This window comes from Streptomyces sp. NPDC001513, from assembly GCF_042894695.1.
Taxonomy (GTDB): domain Bacteria; phylum Actinomycetota; class Actinomycetes; order Streptomycetales; family Streptomycetaceae; genus Streptomyces.
The window spans coordinates 610,760-635,001 of sequence record NZ_JBIAVU010000001.1; the positions used below are offsets into that span (position 1 = coordinate 610,760).

Consider the following 24,242-nt stretch of genomic DNA (forward strand, 5'->3'; position numbering starts at 1 on the left):
CCAACTCCGCCGCCCTCACCAGGCCCAGCCGGCGGGCGCGGGTGTTCCCGTTGAGCTCTGTCAGCGGAGCGGCACCACGTTCTCGGCTTGGGGGCCCTTCGGGCCCTGGGTGACGTCGTACTCGACCGACGCGCCCTCGGCCAGCTCCTTGAAGCCTGTCGTCTGGATGGCGGAGAAGTGGACGAACACGTCCGGACCGCCGTCGTCCTGCTGGATGAAGCCGAAACCCTTCTCCGAGTTGAACCACTTCACAGTGCCCGTTGCCATCAGTGCGCATCCTTCTCGACGTGCCACACGGGCCGCGGTATGCAGCCGTCTCCATAGTCCCCACCCATCCCCCACTCCACACACGCGGCGGGGCCGGACGGACCATGAGGCTAGTATGTGGATATGGTTTCCATTACCAATAAGCGGTAGCCAGAGAAAGGCAGGTCCCCACCATGTCCGCCCACTGCCAACTGACCGGCGCCAAGCCCGGGTTCGGCAACAACATCTCCCACTCCCACCGGCGCACGTCACGCCGCTTCGACCCGAACATCCAGAGGAAGCGTTACTGGCTGCCCGGCGAGGGCCGCACCGTCCGCCTGACCCTGAGTGCCAAGGCGATCAAGACGGTGGACTCGATCGGCATCGAAGCGGCCGTGGCCCGAGTGCGGGCGCGCGGAGGGAAGGTCTGATGGCGAAGAAGAGCAAGATCGCGCAGAACGAGAAGCGAAAGGCGATCGTCGAACGGTACGCAGCCCGGCGAGCCGAGCTGAAGGCGATCATCGGCAGCCCGTCGTCCGCCGATGCCGAACGGCAGGCCGCCGTTGCGGAGCTGCGACGACAGCCCCGCGACGCCAGTGCCACGCGCATACGCAACCGCGACAGCGTGGACGGCCGCCCCCGCGGCTACCTCCGCAAGTTCGGACTCTCCCGGGTTCGCGCCCGCCGGCAGGCGCACGCCGGATTCCTTCCGGGAGTGACCAAGTCCTCCTGGTGATCCGAGCCCAATGACGTCGCAGCCGCGACGCGCACCCCACCACACGCGCCCGGTGGGGTGCCCAGGCGGCAGCAGACACCGGACGCCGGCGCGGACTGAGGGCCGGCGAAGATCCACGCACCTCCGGCCACCACCTCTTCGGTAATTGAAAATGGTCGTCATTTTCATGTAGGCTCGCGCCGAGCACTTCGATACCTCACAGGAGATCCCCATGGCCGTCCCCAAGCGGAAGATGTCCCGCAGCAACACCCGCCACCGCCGGGCCCAGTGGAAGGCCACGACGCCGCAGCTCGTCCCGATCACGGTCGACGGCTCCGTGTACCAGGTTCCCCAGCGGCTGGTGAAGGCGTACGAACGCGGCCTGCTGCGCCCCGAAGGCTGAACCGGTGGCACGCCCGACCGACACTGCGCTCCCGGTCACCGTCCTGTCCGGGTTCCTCGGAGCCGGCAAGACCACCCTGCTCAACCACGTGCTCGGCAACCGCGAGGGCCTGCGCGTCGCGGTCATCGTCAACGACATGAGCGAGGTCAACATCGACGCCGCGCTCGTCCGCGGCGGAGAGGCGGCGCTGTCGCGCACCGAGGAGCGACTGGTCGAGATGACCAACGGGTGCATCTGCTGCACCCTGCGCGACGACCTACTGGAGGAGGTCGACCGGCTGGCCCGCGAAGGGCGCTTCGACTACCTCCTCATCGAGTCCAGCGGAATCTCCGAGCCGATGCCCGTGGCGGCGACGTTCTCGTTCCCGCGCGACGACGGCGCCACCCTGGGCGATCTCGCCCGCCTCGACACCATGGTCACCGTCGTGGACGCCGCGAACTTCCTGCCGGAACTCGCCGGCGGCGACGAACTCACCGCCCGCGGCCTCGACCAGTACGAGGACGACGAACGCACCGTCAGCGACCTCCTCATGGACCAGATCGAGTTCGCGGACGTCATCGTCCTCAACAAACTCGACCTGGTCGGGCCGACCGACGCCTCCAGGCTGCGCGCGACGCTCTCGCGGCTGAACCCCGAGGCCAGGATCGTTCCCGCCGTCCGCGGCCAGGTGATGCTCGAACAGGTACTGGGCACCGGGCTGTTCGACGTCGAGCGTGCTCAGCAGGCCCCGGGCTGGGTCAAGGAGCTCAACGGCGACCACGTCCCGGAAACCGAGGAGTACGGAATCTCCTCACTCGTGTTCCGCGCCGACCTCCCCTTCCACCCCGGCCGGCTGTGGACCTTCGTGACCAAGGGCCTCGACAGCGGCACCTTCGGACAGATCCTGCGCTCCAAGGGCTTCTTCCGGCTCGCCAGCCGCCCCCGCGTGACCGGCCTCTGGTCCCAGGCCGGCGCCGTCGCCCGCTTCGAGCCCTCGGGCGCCCGCGGACCGGACACCCCGCAGGGCCAGGAGCTCGTCTTCATCGGCACGGGCCTGCGCGGCGACGCACTGCGGGCGGCCCTCAACGCCTGCCTCCTCAGCCCCGGCGAAGCCGTGCCCGCGGTGGACGAGTTCCCGGACTGGGAGACGTACGGGATCGACGACGCCTGCGAGCACGAACACGGGCAGGCCGTGAGCGCGGTCGCCTGAAGGCTCCGGGCCGGACGGTGGTCGCAGCCACGGCACCGTCCGGCCCGGCTTCACCCACCACGCTGCGTGCGCCGCCCTGCCCCGTGATGCCCTTTGTGCCTGATTCATTCGCCCTGTGATTCCGGCCACCGGGTCGGCAGCGTGCCCCGTACACGGGTCGTCCCGCAGCCTGTAAGCGCTGGATAAGTTGTGCCGGTGCGCGGACCGGACAGATGGCTGAGGCGGACCTCGAGGGGTCTGCTCTGCGCTTCCGCCTGCCTGTCCCTGGGCGCGGCCGGCCATATCGCGGCCGGGGGGCGGCTGCCCGGAGCCGGCGACCTGGCTCTCGTGTTCGCCGGCCTGACCGTTCTGGGCACGCTCCTCTTCGGTGGGCGCCGACGACGCTTCGACGTGACCACCCTGGTGCTGGGCGCCACCCAGTTCGTCCTTCACCTGGCCTTCCACCGCCTGTCGATGCCGGGCGGCAGCCCACTGCCGGCCATGGCCTCGATGTCCGACGGCATGGGCGGCCGGCAGGCCATGGCCGGTCACGCGCCACCGGGCGCCCATGAAGCCATGAGTGCGGCGGCGATGACGCACCCGGGCTCCGGGCATGCGATGACCACCACGATGACGCTCGCCCACGCCCTGGCGACGTTCGGTACGGTCCTGTGCGTCGTCTACGGGGAGCGAGTCCTGCGGCGGCTGGGCTCTCTGCTCCGCCCCCGCCTCCGCCTTCGCCTTCGCCGAGCAGCGCCCCTGCCCGTACCGGCCGAGCGCCGACTGCCGCTCCCTGACGCCCCCCTCCACGTCCGTCCCGACGTGCTCCTCACCCGCTGCCGGCCCCGGCGTGGCCCTCCCCCGGTGATGTCCGCCTGATCGCTCGCACGCGATCGCGACACCCGCCTTCGCGGCGGCTCCCCTCACCTGTCGGCTTCGTCGTACGCGCACCCTGCGGGGCAGCGCGTACCCATTGGGGAACCCACATGACTTCGACCACCGAGCAAGACCCGCATGGACCGACCACGCCCTCACCGGAAGAGCCGTCCGGACGCTCCTGGCAGGGAGTACGTGCCCTGCTGGTCCGGCTGCACTTCTACGCCGGGGTGTTCATCGCCCCGTTCCTCCTCGTCGCCGCGCTCACCGGCCTGATCTACACCTTCACCCCACAGCTGGACCAGCTCGTCTACGGCGACCAGCTGCGCGTCGAGCAGGTCGGCGAGCAGCCGCGCCCGCTGTCCGAGCAGATCTCCGCGGCCCGCGCCGCGCACCCGGAGGGCACCCTCGCCTCCGTCAGCACCCCGGCCGGTCCCGAGGACACCACCCGCGTGGTGCTGAGCCTTCCCGAGCTCGGCGAGAAGCAGCGCACCGTTTTCGTCGACCCGTACACCGCGAAGGTGCACGGCGAGCTCACCACCTGGTACGGATCGACTCCGCTGACCACCTGGCTCGACGATCTCCACCGCAACCTGCACCTGGGCGAGACCGGCCGCCTGTACTCCGAGGTCGCGGCCAGCTGGCTCTGGGTGATCGTCGCGGGCGGCCTCGTCCTGTGGATCGGCCGCGCCCGCGGGCAGCGCGCCAAGTCGGCGCGGGGAGTCCTGCTGCCCGACCGCGGCGCCGCCCGTGGCGTCCGGCGGACCCGCAGCTTCCACGCGGCGACCGGTGTCTGGCTCGCCCTCGGCCTGTTCTTCCTGAGCGCCACCGGCCTGACCTGGTCCCACTACTCCGGCGAGCGCTTCGGGCAGCTGCTGGACGCCGCCAAGGGCCACGCCCCGGAACTCGACACCCTGCTACCCGGCGCCCAGCCGCCGGCCGAAAGCGAGGGCGGCGAGCACGCGGACCACGAGGCGCACGGCGGCGGCGAGAAGCCTGCCGACCCCGATCCGGCCGCCTTCGACGCGGCACTGGCCACCGCCCGCGAGGCCGGTCTGGGCGGCGGCGTCGACGTGACCCCTCCCGCAGACGCCTCCAGCACCTGGGTGGTGGCGCAGACCGACAACGTCTGGCCGGTGCACTACGACCGAGTCGCCGTCGACGCAGGAAAGGGCGAGGTCACCTCCCACACCCGGTGGGCGGACCACCCGCTGCTGGCCAAGCTCAGCAAGCTCGGCGTGCAGGGCCACATGGGCGTGCTCTTCGGCATCGTCAACCAGATCGTTCTTGCCGTCATCGCGCTCGGCCTGATCCTGGTGACGCTGTGGGGCTACCGCATGTGGTGGCTGCGCCGGCCCACCCGTGAGGACAGAAGGGCCGCGATGGGCAAGGCCCCGGCACGCGGCACCTGGCGCGGCCTCCCGCTGCCCGTCCTCGTGGTGGGGGTGCCGGCGGTGGCCGCCCTGGGCTGGGCCCTGCCGGTGCTGGGCGTGACCCTGCTCGCGTTCCTGGTGGTGGACGTCGTCGTCGGTCTCGTACGCCGGGGCCAGGCGGCTTAGCAGGCCGGGGAGCGCGCCTCCCCACCCCCGTGTGGGCCCGGGCAGCAGCAGGCTGCCCGGGCCCACCTGCATCCGGCCGGCGGGACCGCCTCCGCGTCTCTCGCGCAAGCCGGTTGGGGTCTCACCTTCGTACGAGGGTGAGTTGCCGGTTCATCTCCGCGAGGAAGCGCACCACCACGTGGAGCTCGTCCTGGGTGAAGCCGGCTCGGGCGGCGTCCGTGCCGTGCGCCAGCGGGCGGAAGTAGTCACGGGCGACCTGCTTGGCCGCCTGGGCGTAGTGGAGATGGACCACGCGGCGGTCGTCGGCCGCCCTGACGCGGTGGATGTGGCCGGCCTTCTCCAGTCGGTCCAGGCAGGCGGTCATGGCGCCGGAGGTGAGGTTCATCTGCTTGCGCAGCCGGCCGGGTGTCATGGGGCTGGCGTCTTCGGAATCCGCGCCCGCGTCCGCGTCCAGCACGGCGATGAGCGCCTGCACGTCGGTGAGGTGGAGGCCCTGCGCATGAGCGAACTCCTGCGCGATGCGATTGAACTCGGCGTTCATCCGGCGCAGCAGAACGGCGAAGGACTGCAACCCGATCGGGTCATCGGCCGGAAGTGGGAGTGAGGGGTTGTCCGTGTCACGCATGACCTCAGCATATGATCTCTCGATGATTGACATTCTTTACGGCTGACTTAAATGTCGTGATCAAGGGGCTCGCATTGAAGAACACACCACGCTGGGCCCGCTGGATCGTGCCACTCGTGCTTGTGATCGTTTGGCTCGGCATCGGCGGGACGCTCGGACCGTACGCGGGGAAGCTGGGCGAGGTCGCCACGAACGACCAGGCGGCGTTCCTGCCGCGCAATGCCGAGTCGACGCAGGTCCTCGAAGCCCGGAAGGCGTTCGAGACGTCGCCGTCCATCCCCGCCATCGTCGTCTGGACAGCGGACGGCGGCCGGGTGACGGCCCGACAGCAGGAGGCTGCCACTCTGGCGGTCAGCGGCCTTGCCGACCGTCCTGGGATCGCCGCTCCGCCTTCCCCGGCCATCGTTTCCGGTGACGGCCAGGCGATCCAGGCCGTCGTGCCGCTCGCCACCCACCTGGGCGAGGAGATCCCGGCCGTCCTGGAAGAGGTGCGGCAGACGGCGGAGCGGGTTCCCGGCACCTCGGTCCGGATCGCCGGCCCCGCGGCCAGCCAGGCGGATCTGTCCGACGCGTTCGCCGGCATCGACGGGCTGCTGGTCGGCGTGGCGCTCGGGGCAGTGTTGCTGATCCTGCTGCTGGTCTACCGCAGCGTGCTGCTGCCCCTCGTGATCATCGTCAGCGCGGTGTTCGCCCTCGGCCTGGCCTGCGCGTTGGTCTACGCACTGGCCGACCGGGGTGTCGTCCGCGTGGACGGCCAGGTCCAGGGGATCCTGTCGATCCTGGTGATCGGGGCGGCGACCGACTACGCCCTCCTCCTGGCAGCGCGCTTCCGCGAGGAACTCACCCGACAGGGCGACCGTGTGAAGGCGGCAGCAGCAGCCGTGCGCCGCTCGGCCGGAGCGATCACCGCGAGCGCGGCGACCGTGGCCCTGGGCCTCTTGGCCCTGCTGGCGAGCGATCTCACGAACAACCGCGCCCTCGGACCGGTCGGCGCCATCGGCATCGTCTGCTCGGTCGTCACCACCCTCACGTTCCTGCCCGCAGTGCTGGTCCTGCTGGGCCGAGCCGCCTACTGGCCCGCCACGCCCAAACCCACCAACGGGACCGACGGCACCGACGAAGGCCATGGCGTGTGGCGCCGCGTCGCCGCGGTGATCGACCGGGCACCACGGCGGGTGTGGGTGTCCACGGCCCTGCTGCTCGTGGTGCTGGCCGGGTTCTCCCCCGCCCTGTCGTCCAAGGGCGTGCCGCTGGACGAGATCTTCGTCAACGACGCCCCTTCGGTCGCCGCCCAACAGACCCTCGCCCGGCACTTCCCCGGCGGCTCGGGCAACCCCGCCGTGATCATCACCGACGCCGGCCGAGTGGCCGACGTACAAGCAGTGGCCGAGGCAACGGACGGCGTCGCCACCGTCTCACCGATCACCGCGAGCGGCCGGCCGGGCACGGGGGATCCGCTCGTCGTGGACGGCCGCGTCCGCCTGGACGCCACACTCAAGGCGGCGGCCGACAGCGACGCCGCACGGGAGACGGTCCAGCGGCTGCGACACGGCGTGCACGCGGTGCAGGGAGCCGACGCACTGGTCGGCGGCTACACGGCCCAGCAGTACGACACCCAGCAGACCTCCGCCCGCGACCGCACCGTGATCGTCCCGGTCGTCCTCGGCATCATCCTGCTGATTCTGATCGCACTGTTGCGCTCCGTGCTCGTGCCGGTCCTGCTGGTGGCGACGGTCGCCCTCAACTTCCTCGCGACACTGGGCGTGTCCGCCCTCGTCTTCGAGCGTCTGCTGGGCTTCAGCGGGACGGACGCCTCCGTACCGCTCTACGGCTTCGTGTTCCTCGTCGCCCTCGGCGTCGACTACAACATCTTTCTGATGTCCCGCGTCCGCGAAGAATCCCTCACCCTGGGGACCCGCCGGGGGGTCCTGCGTGGTCTCACCACTACCGGAGGCGTGATCACCTCGGCCGGCGTCGTCCTCGCCGCGACCTTCGCCGCGCTGATGGTCATCCCCCTGGCCTTCATGGTCCAGATCGCCTTCATCGTCGCCTTCGGCGTCCTGCTCGACACTCTCGTCGTGCGTTCCCTGCTGGTACCGGCCCTCGTCATCGACATCGGCCCGCGCGCCTGGTGGCCCAGCAGACTGTCCCGGCCCACCGAGGAGGCCACCAAGCAGGCCACCACGGACGCAGCCCCGGCGCAGCCGGGAGGCCGGCCATGACCCACACACAGGTCTACCTCTGCCTCTGCGGGGGGGGCCTGCGCAATGGACTGGACGGCGAGGTGGGCCTCCGTATCCCGTATCCCAGGCCGGAAGGGGATCTCTGATGGCCGGCGCCGAGAAGAACTCCGACGGCCTGCGACAGCCGCGCTCCTCATGGGCCGTGTCACCCGACGGAGGACGTCCGCAAGGGCGCACGTGCTCCCACTTGGGAATGCTGCCCGCATCTCCGGGGACGCTGTACGAGGTGTGCGCGCCATGCCGTGCCCGCGGCTGGACCTGGACCCGGCTGAGGTGGTGCCCCACGTGCGGGAACATCGGATGCTGCGACAGCTCCCGAGGCCGGCACGCCTACGCTCACCATGCGCGGACGGGACACCCCGTGGTGCTGTCCCTGGCCCCCGACGAGCCCTGGGCCTGGTGTTTCGTCGACGAAGTCTTTCTCGTTCGGGTGTCTGAGGGACACGGGACAGGCGCCCATCGCTGAGGCCGAAGGCATTCGCTCCGCCATGGCGGCAGACAGGATTGGCACACTCACTGCATCCGCTGCTGCCGAAGCCGGGGAAGAACGGGTGGAGGTGCATACGCGATGAGCGAGGCTCAGGGAACGGATGGCCCACTGCCGGCTGAATCGGTGTGGGAGTATCCGCGGCCGCCGCGCGTGGAGCGGGATGCGCGGCACGTGGTGATCAGGCACCGGGGCGTGACGCTCGCCGACTCCCGGGATTGCCGACGCGTGCTGGAAACGAGTCATCCTCCGGTCTTCTACGTACCTGTCGACGATGTGCGCACCGACCTGTTGTCGCGGTCGGAGGCGACAACGGTCTGCGAGTGGAAGGGCTCGGCCACGTACTGGTCGTTGACCGTGGCCGGGCACACCATCAGGGACGTGGCCTGGAGCTATGAGGCTCCTTCGCCGGATTACCGGAGCATCGCCCGCCACCTGGCCTTCTACCCGGGGAAAGTTGACCTTTGCTCGGTGGACGGGGAGCGGGTGGTGGCCCAGCCTGGTGACTTCTACGGCGGCTGGATCACCGCCGAGATTCTGGGCCCGTTCAAGGGCGGTCCGGGAACGACCCGCTGGTGAGACCAGACCGGGGCGGGACGTGGGCATGCGGCGTGTGGCATGCGGCGTGCGTCAGGACGTTCCCGGAGCCCGGAGGTCGGCGAGGACCTCGCGGGCTGCCCTCGCTCCCGAGGCCAGTGCTCCCTGGAGCGAGCCCGTCGCGCGGTGGTCCCCGCAGACATAGCGGCCCGGGGCGAACCGGGTGGTCCGAGTGAGGGGCAACGGCGGGGACATGCCGGGCAGGGCGTTGCGTACCGTCACGCGGTGCACCGGCTCCCAGGTTCCGGTGTCCGCGCCGTACGCCTCGGCGAGCGCGGTGAGCACGGCAGCCTCTTCCGCGGGAGCCGGGGCGCCGAGCACGGAGGTCGACACCAGGCTCCTTCCGTCGTCGGAGTAACCGGGCTGGACCTCGGTCAGCACGCATGTGTTCAGGAATCTGCGGCGTGCATCGACGAGCAGGGTGGGTTCCCGCAAGGGGGAACGCTCGACCGCGTGGTAGAGGGTCGTAACGGTCCGGCCCACCGGCGGCTCGATGCCGGGCAGCAGGCGTGCCGCCGCGCCGGCTCCGGTGGCCACGACGACCACGGGCGCCCGCAGCTCCCCTTCGCCGAACACCACTCCCCCTGGGGTCAGCGCGGAGACCGGCGACGAGGTGCGCACGGCCCTCTGGGGCAGCCCGGCTGCGAGTTGAGCCGGCACGGCGCCGATGCCGTCGCGGGGCAGGCAGAGCGTGCCGCGCAGCATGCTGCGCCAGACCAGGTGGAAGAAGCGGGCGGAGGTATCCAGGGAGTCCTCGAGGAAGACCCCTGACAGGAAGGGCCGGAAGAAGGTTTCGACGAAGTCCTCGGAGAAGCCAGCGTCGGCCAGGGCCGTACGGGTGGTGACGTCGGGGCGGGCCCGCACACGGGAGGCGGGTGCGAGCATGGCGTGGGCCGACAGGGCGCCGAAGGCAAGCAGGTCGCGCGGCTTGACCCGCCCGCCGGTGACGAGACCGATGCCGTCGCGGGGGCGCCGTGTGGGATCGGCGAGCCGCAGCCGTCCGCCGTCGGTGTGGACCAACACACCGGCGGTGAACGGCCGCAGGAAGAGGGCGGGCAGGTCGAGGCGGCGTCTGACCTGCGGGTAGGAGGTGTTGAACACTTGGAAGCCGCGGTCAGTGGTGAAGCCCGCGACCCGGTCGGTACGGATGCGGCCGCCCACCGTGTCCTCGGCTTCCAGCACGCGCACGCGCAGGCCGGCCGTGGCGAGGTCTGCCGCGCATGCCAGTCCGGCGGCTCCCGCACCGATGACCAATACGTCGGGGCGGTCGTCCTGCGTTTCGGCCATGGCCGCCCTCACGCTCCTTGCCCGACTTGTGTGGCTGCCCCTGTCACCAGGGTATGCGCGGCGTCTGCGGGAGGAGGGTGGGCACGCCGCCCTTGCCTGCTCGGGATGCTCGCTTCGTCGGCCGAAGCGGTGGCAGGAGTTCTCGTCGCAGAGCACACCCCTTTCTCCGCACCTCGACCCACGCAGCCACTCGCCCTCGCGTCGTGGCAGCGGCCGTTCCGGACGTCAGGGCATGACGGCGACCGCCGAGGCGGCCCATCCGCGCACACCGAGTCCTACCGGAATCTCGCCCGGACCGAGGTCCGGGCCATTTCCGCGGCGCGTTCGGTTGCCGAACCGGCCGAGCGCGCCGACGTCGAACGGGGAACCGGTTCGCGGACTGTCAGCGACCCGCGATCACGACTATGAGGAGAGTCATCGAGACCACCACGACCATCACGCCCCCGACGGCGAAGGCCCGTTCGAGGCCGAAGCGTTCGCGTCCCTGGACGACCACGTGGCGTGGGTCGGCCGGATCGTAGGTGACCAGGATGTTGTCGCCGTCGTGGAGCGGTCGGCGCCGGTTCGAGCGGACGGGGGAGGTGACTTCCATGACCCTGTCGTCCTCGGTCACGAACTGGAGCAGCGTGGGCGGCTCATCGCCGGGCTGCCCCGGGTGTCGCTTGACCAGGGCCTCAACACGGACGCCTGTGCCACTCACACGGCGCGCCTCGCGCAGGCCGTAGACGCCTGCGAGGGCGGCGAGCAGGCCACCGAACACCGCGATTCCCGCAAGCACGACCACAGCCCCCGTGTCCATGCCACCTCCCTGCGCGGGCTCTCCTCGCCGCATCCGCGGTGCGCCGCCCACCTGCTCCCGCCCACTTGCCCGGACCGCGCACGGCGCGACGCGGCGCCGGCCCAACTGGCCGAAGTTGCGGAGGATCTGCCGCGCACCGCGTGCACCGCCGCGGCCCGTGGCGTGCCGCAGGCGAGGCCTGCCGGCCGGGGTGATCGTTTCTTCCTACTCCGCACGGATGACGCCATGTGTCCACGCCCGACTGCCCGGGGAGTAACGCCCCGACGAGATGAGGTGCGGCATCGTGTGGGAACGGATGTGCCCGCCGCGGGTTCGAGGCTTCCGGGAGGGGGCGGTGCGCGCCGCGGCCGCGGGGGTCACCCCCGGCGTGTGGCAGTCGGCATCGGACGTGCCGTACGCGGGGTTCTGGGCGCAGCCGGCCGACGCGGCGGCCGTGCTCGGCAACGACGACGTGCTGATCGCGGGCGGCGAGGACGGGCGGCGGCTGCCGACCGACAGCAGCTCGGTCCTCACCCCCTCGACCGGCGTGTGGACCTCCACACCACCGCTCAACCAGGCGCGTCGGCTGCACACCGTGACGCGGCTGGGGAACGGGCAGGTGCTGGTGGTCGGCGGCCTCGGCGCGGGCCCCGGAGCGCCCCCGGCAGGGCTTGCCTCGGCCGAGCTGTACGACCCCGGAAGTGGTGGCTGGATCCCTGTCGGCGGACTCGGCGAGGGCAGGTTCTCGCATTCGGCGACGGCTCTGAAGGACGGCCGCGTCCTCGTCGCGGGCGGCTGCACGGCCCGCGACGACCTCTCCCTGCGCACGCTGCGGTCTGCCGAGTTGTACGACCCCGACAGCCGGCGGTGGACGCCGGTGCGCGCGCCGATGACGGACGCCCGGTTCGGACATCCGGCGGTGCGGCTCGGCGAGGACGGCCGGGTGCTCCTGGTCGGCGGGGCGCTCGCGGTGGGACGGGGCAGCTACGCGGCGCTCGGCCACTGCGAGCTGTTCCACCCCTCGGATTCGACCTGGACGCCCACCGGCACGCTGGCCACGGCCCGCAAGGGCCACCAGGCCACCTTGCTCCTTGACGGCGGCGTGCTCGTCACGGGCGGGGACATGCGGGGCTTCCGGGACGACGACTGGGCCTTCGACCCGTACAGCCAGTGGACCACCGAGCGCTACGACCCGGCGGCGGGCACCTGGAGCGCCGACGCCCACATGCCGTGGGGCCGCAGCCACCACCGGGCGGTGCGGCTCACGTCCGGTGCCGTGCTCGTGCTCGGCGGCACGGACGATGCCTCGCTCGCCGTCGGCTTCCAGAACGCCGTGCTGTACGACCCGGGCGCCCGCGCCTGGTCGGCCGAGTTCCCGATGGCCGAGGGCCGCTGGGCTCCGGCCGCGGTCGCCCTGCCCGACGGGCGGGTCCTGGTCGTCGGCGGTCTCACCCACTCCGGCGCGGCGGCGCCGGTGCCGGGCGAGGACCGGGTCACCGCCACCACCGAGACGTACACGCCCTGACCGGCCGTCCCGGCCGACGCACGGTGCGAAGGAGTCGAATTGCGCGACCTACTGGCTGGCGGAGCGGGCGCGGCGGCGGATCCGGCCCGGCACGCCGTGACCGTACGGTCCGCCGGGGGCCGTTGGGCGGCCGCCGGGGAGCCGCCGATGCGCCTGGTCTACTGGCACGGCCAGTACGAGGGGCCGGTCACCCTCAAGGACGGCCGGGCCCTGGTCGCGGGTGGCGCGGGGCCCCTGCTGGTCTCGCTGGACGACTCCGGCGTGTACGGCCCCGGCCCCGGCGCATGGACGGTGACCGGCCCCCTGGTCCAGGCCCGGCGCCTGCACTCGCTGACCGCCCTTCCCGACGGCCGCGCGCTGGCCGCCGGGGGCGTTCCCGGGCGGCAGGCCTTTCCCCAGCCGACGACCGGCCACGCCGAGCTGTTCGACCCCGTCAGCGGGACCTGGCAGGCCACGACGCAGATGACGGAGGCACGCAACGGGCACTCGGCGACGGTGCTCGGCGACGGGCGGGTGCTCGTGGCCGGAGGTCAGCGCCCCCGTTCGCGCCAGGACATGCTCACCCTCGCCACCGCCGAGGTCTTCGACCCGGTCCACGAGACCTGGTCGGCGACGGGCCCCATGACCGTGGCCCGCTGGGACCACCTGGCGGTCCCGCTGCCCGGCGGCCGCGTCCTCGCCGTGGGCGGGCTGGTCAGCACCACGCGGCACGGCGGCGGCCCTGCCCTCGGCCTGTGCGAGGTGTACGACCCGGGGAGCGGGACCTGGGAGCCGACCGGCTCGCTGCGCGCGGCCCGCGGCGTGCACCAGGCCGTACCCCTCCCCGACGGTTCCGTCCTCGCGATCGGCGGCGAACCCGGCCGCGCCGCGGACGACGCCCGCTTGCGCCCGTACAGCCTGGCGAGCACGGAGATCTACGACGTCACGACCGGCGCGTGGCGCCCGGGTCCTCCCCTGCCGTGGGGGCGCTCCTATCACCGCGCGGTGGCGGCAGCGGACGGGGTGCTGGTCTTCGGGGGTACCGAAAGCGCCTGTCTGGACGTGGGGTTCGCGAGCACGCTGTGCTGGGCGGACGGTGCCCGGCACTGGTCGCCCGCGGCTCCCCTGCTCACCGGCCGCTGGGCGTTCGGGGCGACCGTGCTCGGCGACGGGCGGGTACTCGCGGCGGGCGGCGTCTCCCGCGCGGGCACGGCCGCTCCCCGGGCCGACAAGGACGTCCCGGCCGGCCCGGCGGAGGTGTTCACGCCGTGAGCCGAGGACAGTGGGCGCCGGCCGGCGAACTGCCGTGGGAGCGGAACCTGTTCGGTGCGGTGAGCTCCGCCGTGCGGCTCGCGGACGGCCGCGTCCTGATCGCGGGCGGCGCCGACGGCCGGCTCACCGCCCAGGACGGGACCGCGCTCTTCGACCCGCGCTCCGGGGTGTGGGCCGGGGCCGCGCCGCTGCGGGAGACCCGTCAGACGCACACGACCACGGTGCTCGCCGATGGGCGCGTGCTGGTCGCCGGCGGCTGCGGCGGTCCGGTGAGCTATCCGGCCCGGGCGCTGGACTGCGCCGAGGTGTACGACCCGGTCGAGCGGAGCTGGTCGGACGCGGGGCGGATGGGGCAGGCACGGTGCGGGCATTCCGCGACCCGGTTGCCGGACGGCCGGGTGCTCGTGGCCGGCGGCACCGCGGCCCGCTCCCGCGACAGCGAGCGCTCCCTCGCCTCGGCCGAGCTCTTCGACCCGGCGTCGGGGCGCTGGACCCCGACCGGCACGATGCTCGACGCCCGCTCGCTCCACCCGGCGGTGGCCCTGCCCGACGGCGGGGTGCTCGTCGCGGGCGGCTGGGCGACGACGCGCCACGACTGGCGGGGCGGCGCCGGACTCGCGTACTGCGAGCGGTACGACCCCGCGAGCGGCCGCTGGTCGGCGACGGGCAGCTTCGTCGCGGCGCGCGCGGGGCACCGGCTGACGGCCCTGGCCGACGGAACGGTGCTCGCCACCGGCGGAGGCGACCCGGACGCCGGCTCTCAGGGCCTCCTGGACCCGTACAGCCGCGCGACCACCGAGCGCTACGACCCCGCGACGGGAGCGTGGAGCCGGGAGGCGGACATGCCCTGCGGCCGGGCGCTGCACCAGGCCGTGTGCCTGCCCACCGGAGAGGTGCTGGTCATGGGCGGCGCCAACGACATCCTCGGGGAGGCCGGTTACCTCAGCGCCGCGCGCTACGACCCGCGCTTCGGGACCTGGTCCGAGGTGCCGGGGATGGCCGTCGGCCGGCTCAGTTTCGCCGCGGCCGTCCTCGCCGACGGCCGGGTCCTGGTCGCGGGCGGTGCGGTGCGGACCGGGCCCGCCACGCCTTCGGGCGGCTACTTCCAACTCACGCGTACCAGCGAGTTGTTCACCGCATAGTCCGTCACCATCCCCACCGCACGGAGGAGTTCCGCCATGACCGAAGCGACCGCCGGACCGCCCGGCTCCGCCCCGCCACCGGTGCGGCGCCTCGTCACCGGCACCGTTTCCGACGACGGCCGGCGGGCAGCCGCCGGGACCCGGGTCGAGCTCGTCTCCCGGCGGCTGCGCTCCACGAACCGGCTCGGGGAGACCCGGACGGGCAGCGACGGCCGCTACCGGCTGGAGTACGAGCCGCCGGCCGGGCCCGCCGGTCTGGTGGTGCGGGTCTCGTCCCCCGACGGCAGGTCCGCCGAGGTCTCCTGCCCGGCGCCCCGACGCGAGGAGGTCCTGGACGTCGCCCTGCCCGCCGACCCGCGCAGCGAGTACGCCCGGCTCCTCGCGGCGGTGGCACCGCTGCTCGACGGCGCCGATCCCGCCGGACTGAGCGCCGAGGAGGCGGGGTTCCTAGGGCACGCCGCCGGCAGCGATCCGGGGCACGTCCGCCACCTCGCCACGGCCGCCGGGCTCGCCGCCGCCACGGGCCGGTCGCCCCAGCTGTTCTACGGTCTGCTGCGCCGGGGCCTGCCGGAGGATCTCGGGGAGCTCGCGCTGCGGCGTACCCGTGCCGTGCGGGACGCGCTCGCGACGGCCGTCGAGGCCCGCCTCATCGACTCGGCGGACGGGGCCGAGGAGCTGGTCTCGGCCCTCCGCGCCCGCCATCTCGGCGTCGACGGCGTCGACGGCTCCGAGGGCATCTCGGGCATCGGCGGTCCGCAGGGTGTCGGCCGCTCGCCGGGTGTCGACGGTTTCGGCGGCGGGACACCGCCGCCCGCCCTGGCCCGCCTCTTCACGATCACGATCGCGGACCCGGAGGCGCGCCGGCGCCTGTTTTCCGCCCACCTCGACCACGACGGCCCCGAGGACACCGCCCACGAGGCCCTCCTCGCCGCCGACGCTCCGCCCGCCGCGACGCAACGACTCAGCCTGGCACTCGAGTTGAGCCGGGTCGTCGACGGGCACCCCGAGCTGGTGGGCGCGCTCCTGGGCCGCTTCGACAGCGGAGAGCTCGCCCATCCGCGCGAGCTCGTACGGCTCGACGGGCATTGGGAGGGCCTCGTGACGGAGGCCGGCGGCCCGCCACACGCCGGGCCGGCGGCCTTCTCCCCCGCGGAGTACGCCGACGAGCTGCGCTCCCGGGTCGAGCGGACCCATCCGACCGCGTACGTGGCCCACCGGCTCGCCGTCGCCCCGGAGCCGGACAGCGCCCCCGCCGCCCGCTTCCTTGCCGCGAACCCGGACTTCGACCTGCTGGGCACCCCGGTCGACGTGCGCAGCGTGCCCGACGAGGAGGCGCGGCCCGAACTGGCGGCCATCCAGCGGGTGTACCGGGTGGCCCCGCGCTTCGACGCGATGCGGGCGCTGCGGGACCGGGGGTTTTCCTCCGCCGCCGCCATCGCGGGGCTGGCCCGGGACACCTTCGCCGCGCGGATGGCCGAGCACCTCGACGAGGGGGAGGCGCACGCGGTGCACGCGCGGGCGCTGCGGGTGCACGCCGCCGCCGTCAACCTGGTGGCGGACCTGCGAACCGCGGGGCAGTTCGAGGTGCCGTGGCTGCCCCGGGTGGAGGCGCACACCGACCTGGTCCCGGACTGGGCGGAGCTGTTCGGCTCCGCCGACCAGTGCGCCTGCAAGGAGTGCCGCACGCTCTACAGCCAGCCCGCCTACCTGGTGGACCTGCTGTACTTCCTCAAGCGGGCCCCCAGCTCGGGCACGATGGGCGAGCTGGGCGAGAGCCCGATGGCGGACACGCTGTACTCCCGGCGGCCGGACCTGTGGCACGTGAAGCTCAGCTGCGACAACACCAACCTCATGCTCCCGTACGTCGACCTCGTCAACGAGGTGCTGGAGAACGCCATCGTCCAGGACCCCGCCACCGGGGACGGGTTGCGCCAGAGCAGTGGCGACTCCGCGCACCTGCGGATCCAGCCGCAGTGGACCAACCACGGCGCCTACAGCCGGCTGGCCAACTCCTCGTACCCGTGGACGCTGCCGTACGACCTCTGGGCCGACCGCGCCCGGACCTACCTCGGGCTGCTCGGGGTGGCGCGCGCCGAGCTCATGGCGACGCTGCACCCGGCCGGCGCCGATTCCGTCGAGGTGGTCGCGGAGAGCCTGGGCATCACCCTGGCCGGCCTGCGGATGATGACGCGCGAGACCACCGAGCCCGGCTATACCCTGGCCGCCTTCTACGGCAAGCCCTCCGGCATGCCGCCGGCCCAGCTCCTGAACTCGGTGGCGACGGTGCGGGCCATGATGGACACCGCTCAACTCGACTATCCAGAGCTTGAGTCGGTGCTCGACACCCGCTTCGTCGACCCGGGCCGCACCCTGGTGGTCGAGCCGACCGACCCCGACCACCCCTGCGACACGCGGCTGCTGCGGATCAACGGCCTGACCGAGGACACCCTCGACCGGCTGCACCGGTTCGAGCGCTTGCGGAGGGTGCTCGACTGGCCGGCGCACCGGCTCGACCGGGTCATCGCCACCTGCACACCGGGCGAGCTGACCGCCGCGACCCTGTCCTGTGTGGTCGCCGTACGGCGCCTGTCCGACCGGCTCGGCCTGCCGGTCGAGCGGCTGCTGTGCCTGTACGGCCCGCTGGACACCCACCGGTACCGCACGGGCGACGACCTTCCGCTGTACGACCGCCTGTTCCTCGACGACACGGTGATCAGCGCCGTGCCGGGCGGCCGCAACCCGTTCACGCTGAACGCGTCCCGCACCGAGGTCGAGGCCGCGGGTGATCTGCGGTCCTATCCCGTGTCGGCCGCCCTGCTCGGGAGCCTGGAGGTCACGGACACCGAGCTGAACCTCCTCGTCGCGGGGCCGAGGGCCGTCGTCGCAGACACGCACCTGACGCTCGCCAACCTGTCCGCGCTGGTGCGGACGGTGACGCTGGCCCGCGCTCTGCGGCTGCCGGTCGCCGACCTGCTGCGGCTGTTCGAGCTGCGTGGGGGCAGCCCGCTGCGCCCCGGCGGACGGCCGGCGGACGGCGACGGGACGGCGCACGGCGGCGAGACGGAGCTGCCCGCCGGCCGGCCCGTACGGCTGAGCCCCTCGCCGGCCTGGGACCCAGGACGCAGGGGGTCCCAGGCCGGCGCCGGGGGCGCGGTGGGCGCGCCGCCGGCGGCCGGGGACTCCGCCGCGTCGGTGCGCGCCTCGCTCGCGGACACGGCCCGGTTCGCCGACGAGGTGGAGTCGGTCCTGGCCGGCGGCCTGACCGTCGCCGAAGCCGACGCCGTACTGACCGCGACGACCGGCCCCGAGGGCTCGGCCGTGCCGTCCGACGCCACCCTCGGCTCGACGCTCACCGCACTGCGCGCGGCCCTGCGCGCCGTGTCCGAGCAGACCGCGCAGACCGGCGACGACAAGGGCGTCCTGACGGGGCGCCGGCTCTCCCTGCTGGGCTGGGAGCCGGCCCGGGTGGAGCAGGCGGTCGCCACCCTGCTCGGCACCGCCGTGTACGGCGCCCCGGTCGCCAACGACGTCGGGGCCCGCCCGTATCCGCCGGACCTCCCGGTGCGCTTCGAGCCCGGTCCGGGCGGGCAGGGCATGCTCCGGTTCACCGGGCCGATGACGCTCGGCCAGAAGGAGCGGATGTACGGCCTGGGCTCCGGCGAGTTGTGGGGCATCACCGTACGGAGCCTGTTCTCGGCCCCCCGGCAGTTCGTGGCCACTCAGATGAACGCCTTCCGCGTCCCCGTGTACCGCACGCCTCTGGCGGCCATGCCCGCCGATCTCGTCCTGCCGCCCGGGCTCGTCGGCAAGGTGTTCCACGATCCGTCGGCCCGGACGCTGTGCTCCCACGGCTACCGCGGTCAGGACGAGATCGACGCGCTGGCCGCCGCGTCGAGCGACGGCGACTTCCAACAGGCGGTGTACCTGCTGCAGGGTGCGCAGGGCGAACCGGTCGAGCGGGAGAACCGGTTCCTGGAGGCGTCGCACGCCGACGCCCTGTTCGACCAGCCGCTGGCGCCCTCCGACCGCTTCGGCCTCGTCCTGTCGGTGCTTCTGCCGGAGCTGCGTCGGCGGCTCAGCGAGACGACGGTGAAGCTCCAGCTCGGCCAGGCGGCCGGTCTCGACGCCATCGCGGCGGACACCCTGCTCGGGACGTGGCTGCGGTCCCTGTCCGGGACCGGGCCGCTCGTCCTGGACTTCCTCACACCCTCGTTCGTCGGCAGCGACGAGGCGGTGTCCGTCACCCGCACGGGCTTCCCCGTCCAGTTCACGGCCCTGGCGCTGCTGCACCGGGTCGCGCTGGCCCTGTCGCGGCTGCGGGTCACGGGTGAGGAGCTGGCATGGGTGATGGGACACGCCCCGGGCGCCGGCTGGCTCGATCTGGCGGCGCTGCCGCCGTCCCGGGTCGAGGGTGCCTCCCCGCTGTACCGGCCGTTCGTCCGGCTGCTCGATCTGCTCGCCCTGCGCGACACCGTGCCGGGCGGCTCCGGCACGCTCGCGGCCGCGCTCGCCGCGGGCCGCGGACCGGGAGCGTCCGGGGACCGGGTGTTCGACACCCTGAGCGAGCGGACCGGATGGAACCGGGACGACATCGAGGTGCTGTGCGCGGGCGGCATGCTGGAGATCACCGTGCCGGGCGAGCTCGCGGACGAGCGGGGCCTCGGCAAACTCCGGGCGGCCGTCTCGCTGCTGCGCCGGCTGGGAGTGTCGGCGGCGCGTGCGGGCGCCTGGATCCCGTCGGTGCTGGCGATGGACATCGTGCAGTCGACCATGATGGCCGCGCGGGCGCGGTTCTCGCCCGAGGACTGGCTGACCGCCGCCGTTCCGGTGGCGGACGCGCTGCGCGAGCGGCAGCGGGCCGCGCTGGTGTCCTACCTCGTCGCGTACCCGATGACCACCAGCGTCGGATTCCCGTACTGGCAGGACGTCAACGGCCTGTTCGACCACTTCCTGCTCGACGTCGAGATGGGCAGCTGCCGGCTCACGACCCGGATGGCGCAGGCGCTCTACACGGTCCAGCTGTTCGTCCAGCGGGTGCTGCTCGGCCTGGAGGTCCGGGTGCGGCCCGGTGACGACGCCACCTGGGAGCAGTGGGAGTGGATGAAGCGCTACCGGCTGTGGGAGGCGAACCAGAAGGTCTTCCTGTACCCGGAGAACTACTTCCAGCCCGATCTGCGGGCCGACGCGTCCCCGTTCTTCACCAGCCTGTGCAACGAGCTGATGCAGAAGGAGGTGGTCGGCGACAACATGGAGGAGGTCTACCGCAACTACGTCGACCGGCTCGACTCGGTGGCCCGGCTCCACCCGTGCGCCATCCACCACGACTGGTCCACGGGCACGGAGGTGACACACCTGTTCGCGTGCACGGGGTCGGCGCCGCGCACCTTCCACCACCGCCGCTGGATCAAGAACCGGACCGCCTGGACGCCCTGGGAGAAGATCGACCTCGACATCGACACCCCGGCGCTGGTGCCCGTGGTGTGGAACCGGCGACTCCTGCTGATGTGGCCGACCTTCGTCAAGGTGGGGGATCCCAAGGCGATCACGACGCTGCCCGTCGAGGGCCGGGACGAAACGGCGATCGACGCGCCGTCCCCGTACTGGAGGATCCAGCTCAACTGGACCCAGTACGCGGGCGGTGCGTGGCAGCCGAAGCGGATCACGCAGGACACGATCAGCACGCTCAAGTGGCCGCTGAGGATCGTGGAGGACGAGGCCGACCCCTTCCAGACCACGGGCCCCTACCGCTTCTATCCGCAGGTCGATCCCGTCAGCGGGGAGCTGACGGTGTGGAGCGTCCACAACTTCGCGAGCTTCGTCAACCCCGATCCCGCGCGGGGCACGGTCTCCGGGGCCTTCCGGTTCGGCCCGCGCACGGGCGCGGTGAGCACCGTCCCGACGCTCTTCGTCCACGAGGACGACCCGCAGCACAACGCGAGGGGGCAGAGGTTCATCGCGCCGACGGACACGCAGAACATCAACAACGAGTTCGTCCAGCACCACCCCTCCAACACCCCGGCCGGCTACCGCGACCGGGTGCACCTGCCCGAGCTGACCCAGTTCTGGGGCAGTGACCCGGTCCTGGCCAATCCGCTGGGCGGCCATCTCTTCCGGATCCAGCTTCCGGTCACCTTCGCCTCGCCGACGGGCTGGTTCAAGGACTCCGCCACCGTCACCGACGGTGCCCGCAGCTACCACGTCACGGCGGACACCCGGACCACTCGGCCCCGGTTCCGGTTCACGCCGATGTACCACCCGCAGGTCGACCTGTTCCTGAGCCTCCTCAACCACGGCGGCACGAAAGCGCTGTTCGAGCGGTCGGTCCAGCTCGATCCGGGAGCGCGGTGGCCGCTGTTCGACTTTGCCTCGTACGACCCGCAGGACAACGTGTCACCGGAGCGCCCGTCCGAGAGCGACGTGGACTTCACGCCGGAGGGCACGTACGCCGACTACAACTGGGAACTGTTCTTCCACATCCCGCTGCTCATGGCGCGGCGGCTGAGCGCCAACCAGCGCTTCGCCGAGGCGCAGCAGTGGTTCCACAAGATCTTCGACCCGACCTCGCGGTCCGGCGGCGAGTCGCCCGCGCGCTACTGGATCACCAAGCCGTTCCATCTGCGCAAGGACTATCAGCGGGAGCGGATCGAGGACATCCTGGAGCGCCTCGCGCGGGGTGAAGTGGACGAGCTGCGCCTGGTCGAGGAGTGGCTGGCGCATCCGTTCCAGCCGGACGTGATCGCCAAGTTCCGCACCACCGCCTACCAGAAGGCGGTGGTGATGGCGTACCTGGACAACCTGATCTCGTGGGGCGACCACCTCTTCCGCGAGGGAACCCTGGAATCCGCGAACATCGCGGCACAGATGTACGTGCTCGCCGCCGAACTCCTCGGGCCGCGCCCCGTGCCCGTACCGCCGCCGAACGAGCCCGGGCCGCTCAGCTACGCCGAGCTGCGCGCCCGCGACGCGGCGGCGCCGGACCCGGTGACGGCGGCCGAGCACCTGATCCCGCCGGGCGGGACGGAGCCGCCGCCGGCGACGATCTCACCCGGTCTCGGCCTCGGCTGGCTGGCCTACTTCCGCATCCCGCCCAACGACAAGCTGCTCGGTTACTGGGACACGGTCGAGGACCGGCTGTACAAGATCCGGCACTGCCAGGACATCGAGGGCGTCCAGCGCGCGTTCGAGCTGTTCGGCGCCCCGGTCGACCCCGGCCTGCTCGTCGGCGCCGTGGCGGCGGGCGCCGGCCCGGAGTCCGTGGCCGAGGACCTGGGCGGGCCCCTCCCCCACTACCGCTTCACCACGATGGTCGCGAAGGCCCGGGAGTACACCGCCGAGGTCAAGTCCTTCGGCGCGCTGCTGCTGGCCGCGCTGGAGAAGCGGGACGCGGAGGCGCTCGCCCGGCTGCGCTCCGGCCACGAGACCTCCCTGCTCGACGCGGTACGGGAGGTGCGGAACGTCCAGGTCACGGAGGCGGCCCACACCGTGGCGGGGCTGCGGCAGGCACGCGCCGGGGCGAAGAAGAGGCAGGACTACTACGCGACGCGCCGGAAGATGAACGCCGGGGAGAAGGCCCACGAGGTGCTCAGCGGCCTGGGCATCGGCACCCAGTTCATCGCCGCGGCCATCGACATGACGGTGAGCGTCATGCGGCTGCTTCCGGAGCTGAAGCTCGGCTCGCCGACCACGATCGGCGCGACCTGGGGCGGCACCAACCTCGGTGAGGCGCTCAAGGGCCTGTCGGGCTCGCTGTCGCAGATCGCCGGCACGTTCCACTCCGGGGCCTCGCTGGCGGCCACGCTCGCCGGCTACGAGCGGCGTTCGGAGGAGTGGGAGTTCCAGAAGGGGCAGGCCGACTCGGAGATCGCGAACCACGACGCCCAGATCGAGGCGGCGGTCGTCCGCCACGAGATCGCCCGGCGGGAGCTCGCCAACCACGACCTCCAGGCCGCCCACACCCGGGAGGCGGACCGCTTCCTGCACGGCAAGTACACCGGGCAGGAGCTGTACGACTGGATGGCGGGCCAGCTGTCCACCTCGTACTTCCAGGCGTACCAGCTCGCCTACGAGACGGCCAAGCGGGCCGAGCAGGCGATGCGGTACGAGCTGGGCGCCGACGGCCCGCCCCTCGTGCGCTTCGGGCACTGGGACACCCTGCACAAGGGTCTCCTGGCGGGCGAGCGGCTCGCGAGCGACCTGAACCGGCTCGACGCCGCCTATCTCGCCGCGAACGCCCGGGAGTTCGAGCTGTCGAAGGCGGTGTCCCTCGCCCAGACCGACCCGAACGCCCTGCTGGCGCTCAAGGAGACGGGCAGCTGCTACGTGTCACTGCCGGAGGCCCTGTTCGACCTGGACACGCCCGGCCACTATCTGCGGCGGATCAAGACGGTGAGCTTCACCGTGCCGTGCGTCAGCGGCCCCTACACCAGCGTGAGCCTGACGGCCACGCTGATGCGGAGCAGTGTGCGGACCGACCCCCGGCTGCCGGGCAACCGCTATGCGCGGCAGACGCCGGACGCCCGCTTCCGGGACTACTCGGGGCCGGTCCGGTCGGTCGTGACCAGCACCGGCCAGGACGACAGCGGGCTGTTCGAGCCGAGTCTGCGCGACGAGCGCTTCCTGCCCTTCGAGGGGGCGGGCGTCATCAGCGAGTGGAAGCTCGCTCTGCCGCAGGAATTCCGGCAGTTCGACTACGAGTCGATCGCCGACGTCGTCATGCACCTGCAGTACACGGCGCGGGACGGTGGGCCCGGCCTCGCCGACCGGGCCGTGCTCGAGCTCCGCGAGGGCCTCAACGGCTGGCTCCACGCGCACGGCGGCAAGGGCCTGCTGCGGGCGTTCAGCGCCCGTCGCGAGCTCGGCGACCAGTGGTACCGGTTCGTGAGCGGGACCACCCCGGCGCTGCGGTTCGCGGTGTCCAAGCGCTGGTTCCCGCGCCTGTTCGGCGGCGAGGGCATCGGCCTCGCCGACCCGCAGATCGTCCTCGTGCTCTCCACCGACCTCGTCCCCGACGGGAGCCAACGGTACGTGGACTGCTATGCGGACGGGGCCGCCGGCCTGACCGTGACGCTGACTCCCCCCGGGGGCGACCCCGTCCCGGCCTCGCTCACCGCCGACCCGCAGCTGAAGGGCCAGCCGCGGGCGCGCTTCGACACCGAGGGGCAGGTCGCCGAGCACGACGAGGACTGGCTGGTGACCGTACCGGTGCAAGACCTCGACCCGCGGCTGCGGAAGGAGGGCGGGCTGAACCCGGACGCGGTGGTGGACCTGCTGCTGGTGTGGCAGTACGAGGTGACGCGGGTGTCGTGACGTGCGGGCGGGGCGGCGCCTCGGGACGCCGCCC

Annotated in this window: 17 protein-coding genes; 13 read left to right on the forward strand and 4 right to left on the reverse strand. The window is 72.5% G+C overall.

Annotation, left to right across the window (positions count from 1 at the left end; all coding sequences use genetic code 11):
- Positions 1-60: 60 nt before the first annotated feature.
- Complete coding sequence (locus ACFYZ4_RS02890) at positions 61-267, reverse strand: cold-shock protein (RefSeq protein ID WP_314253960.1); 207 nt, start codon at positions 265-267, stop codon at positions 61-63.
- 173 nt (positions 268-440) lie between these two features.
- On the opposite strand from ACFYZ4_RS02890, the gene rpmB reads away from it, so the two are divergent.
- From rpmB to ACFYZ4_RS02920, 6 genes are all read left to right on the forward strand, one after another.
- Positions 441-677: a 50S ribosomal protein L28 gene (gene rpmB, locus ACFYZ4_RS02895; RefSeq protein ID WP_351301272.1), complete on the forward strand. Its 237-nt coding sequence runs from the start codon at positions 441-443 to the stop codon at positions 675-677.
- On the forward strand, positions 677-982 hold the full coding sequence (rpsN, locus tag ACFYZ4_RS02900) for a 30S ribosomal protein S14 (protein ID WP_351301269.1): 306 nt from the start codon (positions 677-679) through the stop codon (positions 980-982). Before rpmB ends, rpsN begins: the two co-directional genes overlap by 1 nt.
- 211 nt (positions 983-1,193) lie before the next feature.
- Positions 1,194-1,364 carry a 50S ribosomal protein L32 gene (gene rpmF, locus ACFYZ4_RS02905; protein ID WP_007267665.1) on the forward strand — a complete coding sequence of 57 codons (171 nt, stop codon included), beginning with the start codon at positions 1,194-1,196 and terminating at the stop codon, positions 1,362-1,364.
- Between the two features lie 4 nt (positions 1,365-1,368).
- On the forward strand, positions 1,369-2,553 hold the full coding sequence (locus ACFYZ4_RS02910) for a GTP-binding protein (RefSeq protein WP_390782805.1): 1,185 nt from the start codon (positions 1,369-1,371) through the stop codon (positions 2,551-2,553).
- Between the two features lie 195 nt (positions 2,554-2,748).
- Positions 2,749-3,411, forward strand: a complete 663-nt coding sequence (locus ACFYZ4_RS02915) for a hypothetical protein (protein WP_390782806.1) — start codon at positions 2,749-2,751, stop codon at positions 3,409-3,411.
- A 107-nt stretch (positions 3,412-3,518) separates the two neighbouring features.
- The gene (locus tag ACFYZ4_RS02920; protein WP_351301260.1) at positions 3,519-4,967 is read left to right on the forward strand and encodes a PepSY domain-containing protein; all 1,449 of its coding nucleotides are present in this window, start codon (positions 3,519-3,521) and stop codon (positions 4,965-4,967) included.
- A gap of 121 nt (positions 4,968-5,088) precedes the next feature.
- Here the strand turns inward: ACFYZ4_RS02920 and ACFYZ4_RS02925 are convergent, their stop codons facing one another.
- The gene (locus ACFYZ4_RS02925) at positions 5,089-5,592 is read right to left on the reverse strand and encodes a MarR family winged helix-turn-helix transcriptional regulator (protein ID WP_390782807.1); all 504 of its coding nucleotides are present in this window, start codon (positions 5,590-5,592) and stop codon (positions 5,089-5,091) included.
- 74 nt (positions 5,593-5,666) lie between these two features.
- Between ACFYZ4_RS02925 and ACFYZ4_RS02930 the strand changes: the two genes are divergently transcribed.
- The 3 genes from ACFYZ4_RS02930 (at position 5,667) to ACFYZ4_RS02940 (ending at position 8,901) form a co-directional block, all read left to right on the forward strand.
- Positions 5,667-7,814 carry an MMPL family transporter gene (locus tag ACFYZ4_RS02930; protein WP_390782808.1) on the forward strand — a complete coding sequence of 716 codons (2,148 nt, stop codon included), beginning with the start codon at positions 5,667-5,669 and terminating at the stop codon, positions 7,812-7,814.
- Positions 7,815-8,028: 214 nt separating this feature from the next.
- Positions 8,029-8,301, forward strand: coding sequence for a UBP-type zinc finger domain-containing protein (locus tag ACFYZ4_RS02935; RefSeq protein ID WP_384349753.1), 273 nt, complete (start codon positions 8,029-8,031; stop codon positions 8,299-8,301).
- Positions 8,302-8,403: 102 nt separating this feature from the next.
- Positions 8,404-8,901, forward strand: coding sequence for a DUF427 domain-containing protein (locus tag ACFYZ4_RS02940; protein ID WP_390782809.1), 498 nt, complete (start codon positions 8,404-8,406; stop codon positions 8,899-8,901).
- A 51-nt stretch (positions 8,902-8,952) separates the two neighbouring features.
- On the opposite strand, the gene ACFYZ4_RS02945 is transcribed toward ACFYZ4_RS02940, so the two are convergent.
- Both ACFYZ4_RS02945 and ACFYZ4_RS02950 read right to left on the reverse strand, forming a co-directional pair.
- Positions 8,953-10,206 carry an NAD(P)/FAD-dependent oxidoreductase gene (locus tag ACFYZ4_RS02945; RefSeq protein ID WP_351289731.1) on the reverse strand — a complete coding sequence of 418 codons (1,254 nt, stop codon included), beginning with the start codon at positions 10,204-10,206 and terminating at the stop codon, positions 8,953-8,955.
- Positions 10,207-10,588: 382 nt separating this feature from the next.
- Positions 10,589-11,005 (reverse strand): DUF3592 domain-containing protein, encoded by a 417-nt coding sequence (locus ACFYZ4_RS02950; protein ID WP_351289733.1) that lies wholly within the window; start codon positions 11,003-11,005, stop codon positions 10,589-10,591.
- Positions 11,006-11,339: 334 nt separating this feature from the next.
- Between ACFYZ4_RS02950 and ACFYZ4_RS02955 the strand changes: the two genes are divergently transcribed.
- Genes ACFYZ4_RS02955 through ACFYZ4_RS02970 form a run of 4 tightly spaced genes read left to right on the forward strand, consistent with a single transcriptional unit; the run spans position 11,340 to position 24,208 of the window.
- Positions 11,340-12,509 carry a kelch repeat-containing protein gene (locus ACFYZ4_RS02955; RefSeq protein WP_351289735.1) on the forward strand — a complete coding sequence of 390 codons (1,170 nt, stop codon included), beginning with the start codon at positions 11,340-11,342 and terminating at the stop codon, positions 12,507-12,509.
- Between the two features lie 39 nt (positions 12,510-12,548).
- A complete protein-coding gene (locus tag ACFYZ4_RS02960; RefSeq protein WP_390782810.1) occupies positions 12,549-13,760 on the forward strand; it encodes a Kelch repeat-containing protein in 1,212 nt (403 codons plus the stop codon).
- Positions 13,757-14,902 carry a kelch repeat-containing protein gene (locus ACFYZ4_RS02965; protein ID WP_351289739.1) on the forward strand — a complete coding sequence of 382 codons (1,146 nt, stop codon included), beginning with the start codon at positions 13,757-13,759 and terminating at the stop codon, positions 14,900-14,902. The genes ACFYZ4_RS02960 and ACFYZ4_RS02965 overlap by 4 nt, the downstream gene beginning before the upstream one ends.
- Positions 14,903-14,938: 36 nt before the next feature.
- On the forward strand, positions 14,939-24,208 hold the full coding sequence (locus tag ACFYZ4_RS02970) for a neuraminidase-like domain-containing protein (protein WP_390782811.1): 9,270 nt from the start codon (positions 14,939-14,941) through the stop codon (positions 24,206-24,208).
- The last annotated feature ends 34 nt before the right edge of the window (positions 24,209-24,242 follow it).

Bases quoted from the DNA above. Each gene is read 5' to 3' on its own strand.
- ACFYZ4_RS02890 (WP_314253960.1), bottom strand. From the start codon at position 267: ATGGCAACGGGCACTGTGAAGTGGTTCAACTCGGAGAAGGGTTTCGGC.
- rpmB (WP_351301272.1), top strand. From the start codon at position 441: ATGTCCGCCCACTGCCAACTGACCGGCGCCAAGCCCGGGTTCGGCAAC.
- rpsN (WP_351301269.1), top strand. From the start codon at position 677: ATGGCGAAGAAGAGCAAGATCGCGCAGAACGAGAAGCGAAAGGCGATC.
- rpmF (WP_007267665.1), top strand. From the start codon at position 1,194: ATGGCCGTCCCCAAGCGGAAGATGTCCCGCAGCAACACCCGCCACCGC.
- ACFYZ4_RS02920 (WP_351301260.1), top strand. From the start codon at position 3,519: ATGACTTCGACCACCGAGCAAGACCCGCATGGACCGACCACGCCCTCA.
- ACFYZ4_RS02925 (WP_390782807.1), bottom strand. From the start codon at position 5,592: ATGCGTGACACGGACAACCCCTCACTCCCACTTCCGGCCGATGACCCG.
- ACFYZ4_RS02935 (WP_384349753.1), top strand. From the start codon at position 8,029: ATGCTGCCCGCATCTCCGGGGACGCTGTACGAGGTGTGCGCGCCATGC.
- ACFYZ4_RS02940 (WP_390782809.1), top strand. From the start codon at position 8,404: ATGAGCGAGGCTCAGGGAACGGATGGCCCACTGCCGGCTGAATCGGTG.
- ACFYZ4_RS02945 (WP_351289731.1), bottom strand. From the start codon at position 10,206: ATGGCCGAAACGCAGGACGACCGCCCCGACGTATTGGTCATCGGTGCG.
- ACFYZ4_RS02950 (WP_351289733.1), bottom strand. From the start codon at position 11,005: ATGGACACGGGGGCTGTGGTCGTGCTTGCGGGAATCGCGGTGTTCGGT.
- ACFYZ4_RS02970 (WP_390782811.1), top strand. From the start codon at position 14,939: ATGACCGAAGCGACCGCCGGACCGCCCGGCTCCGCCCCGCCACCGGTG.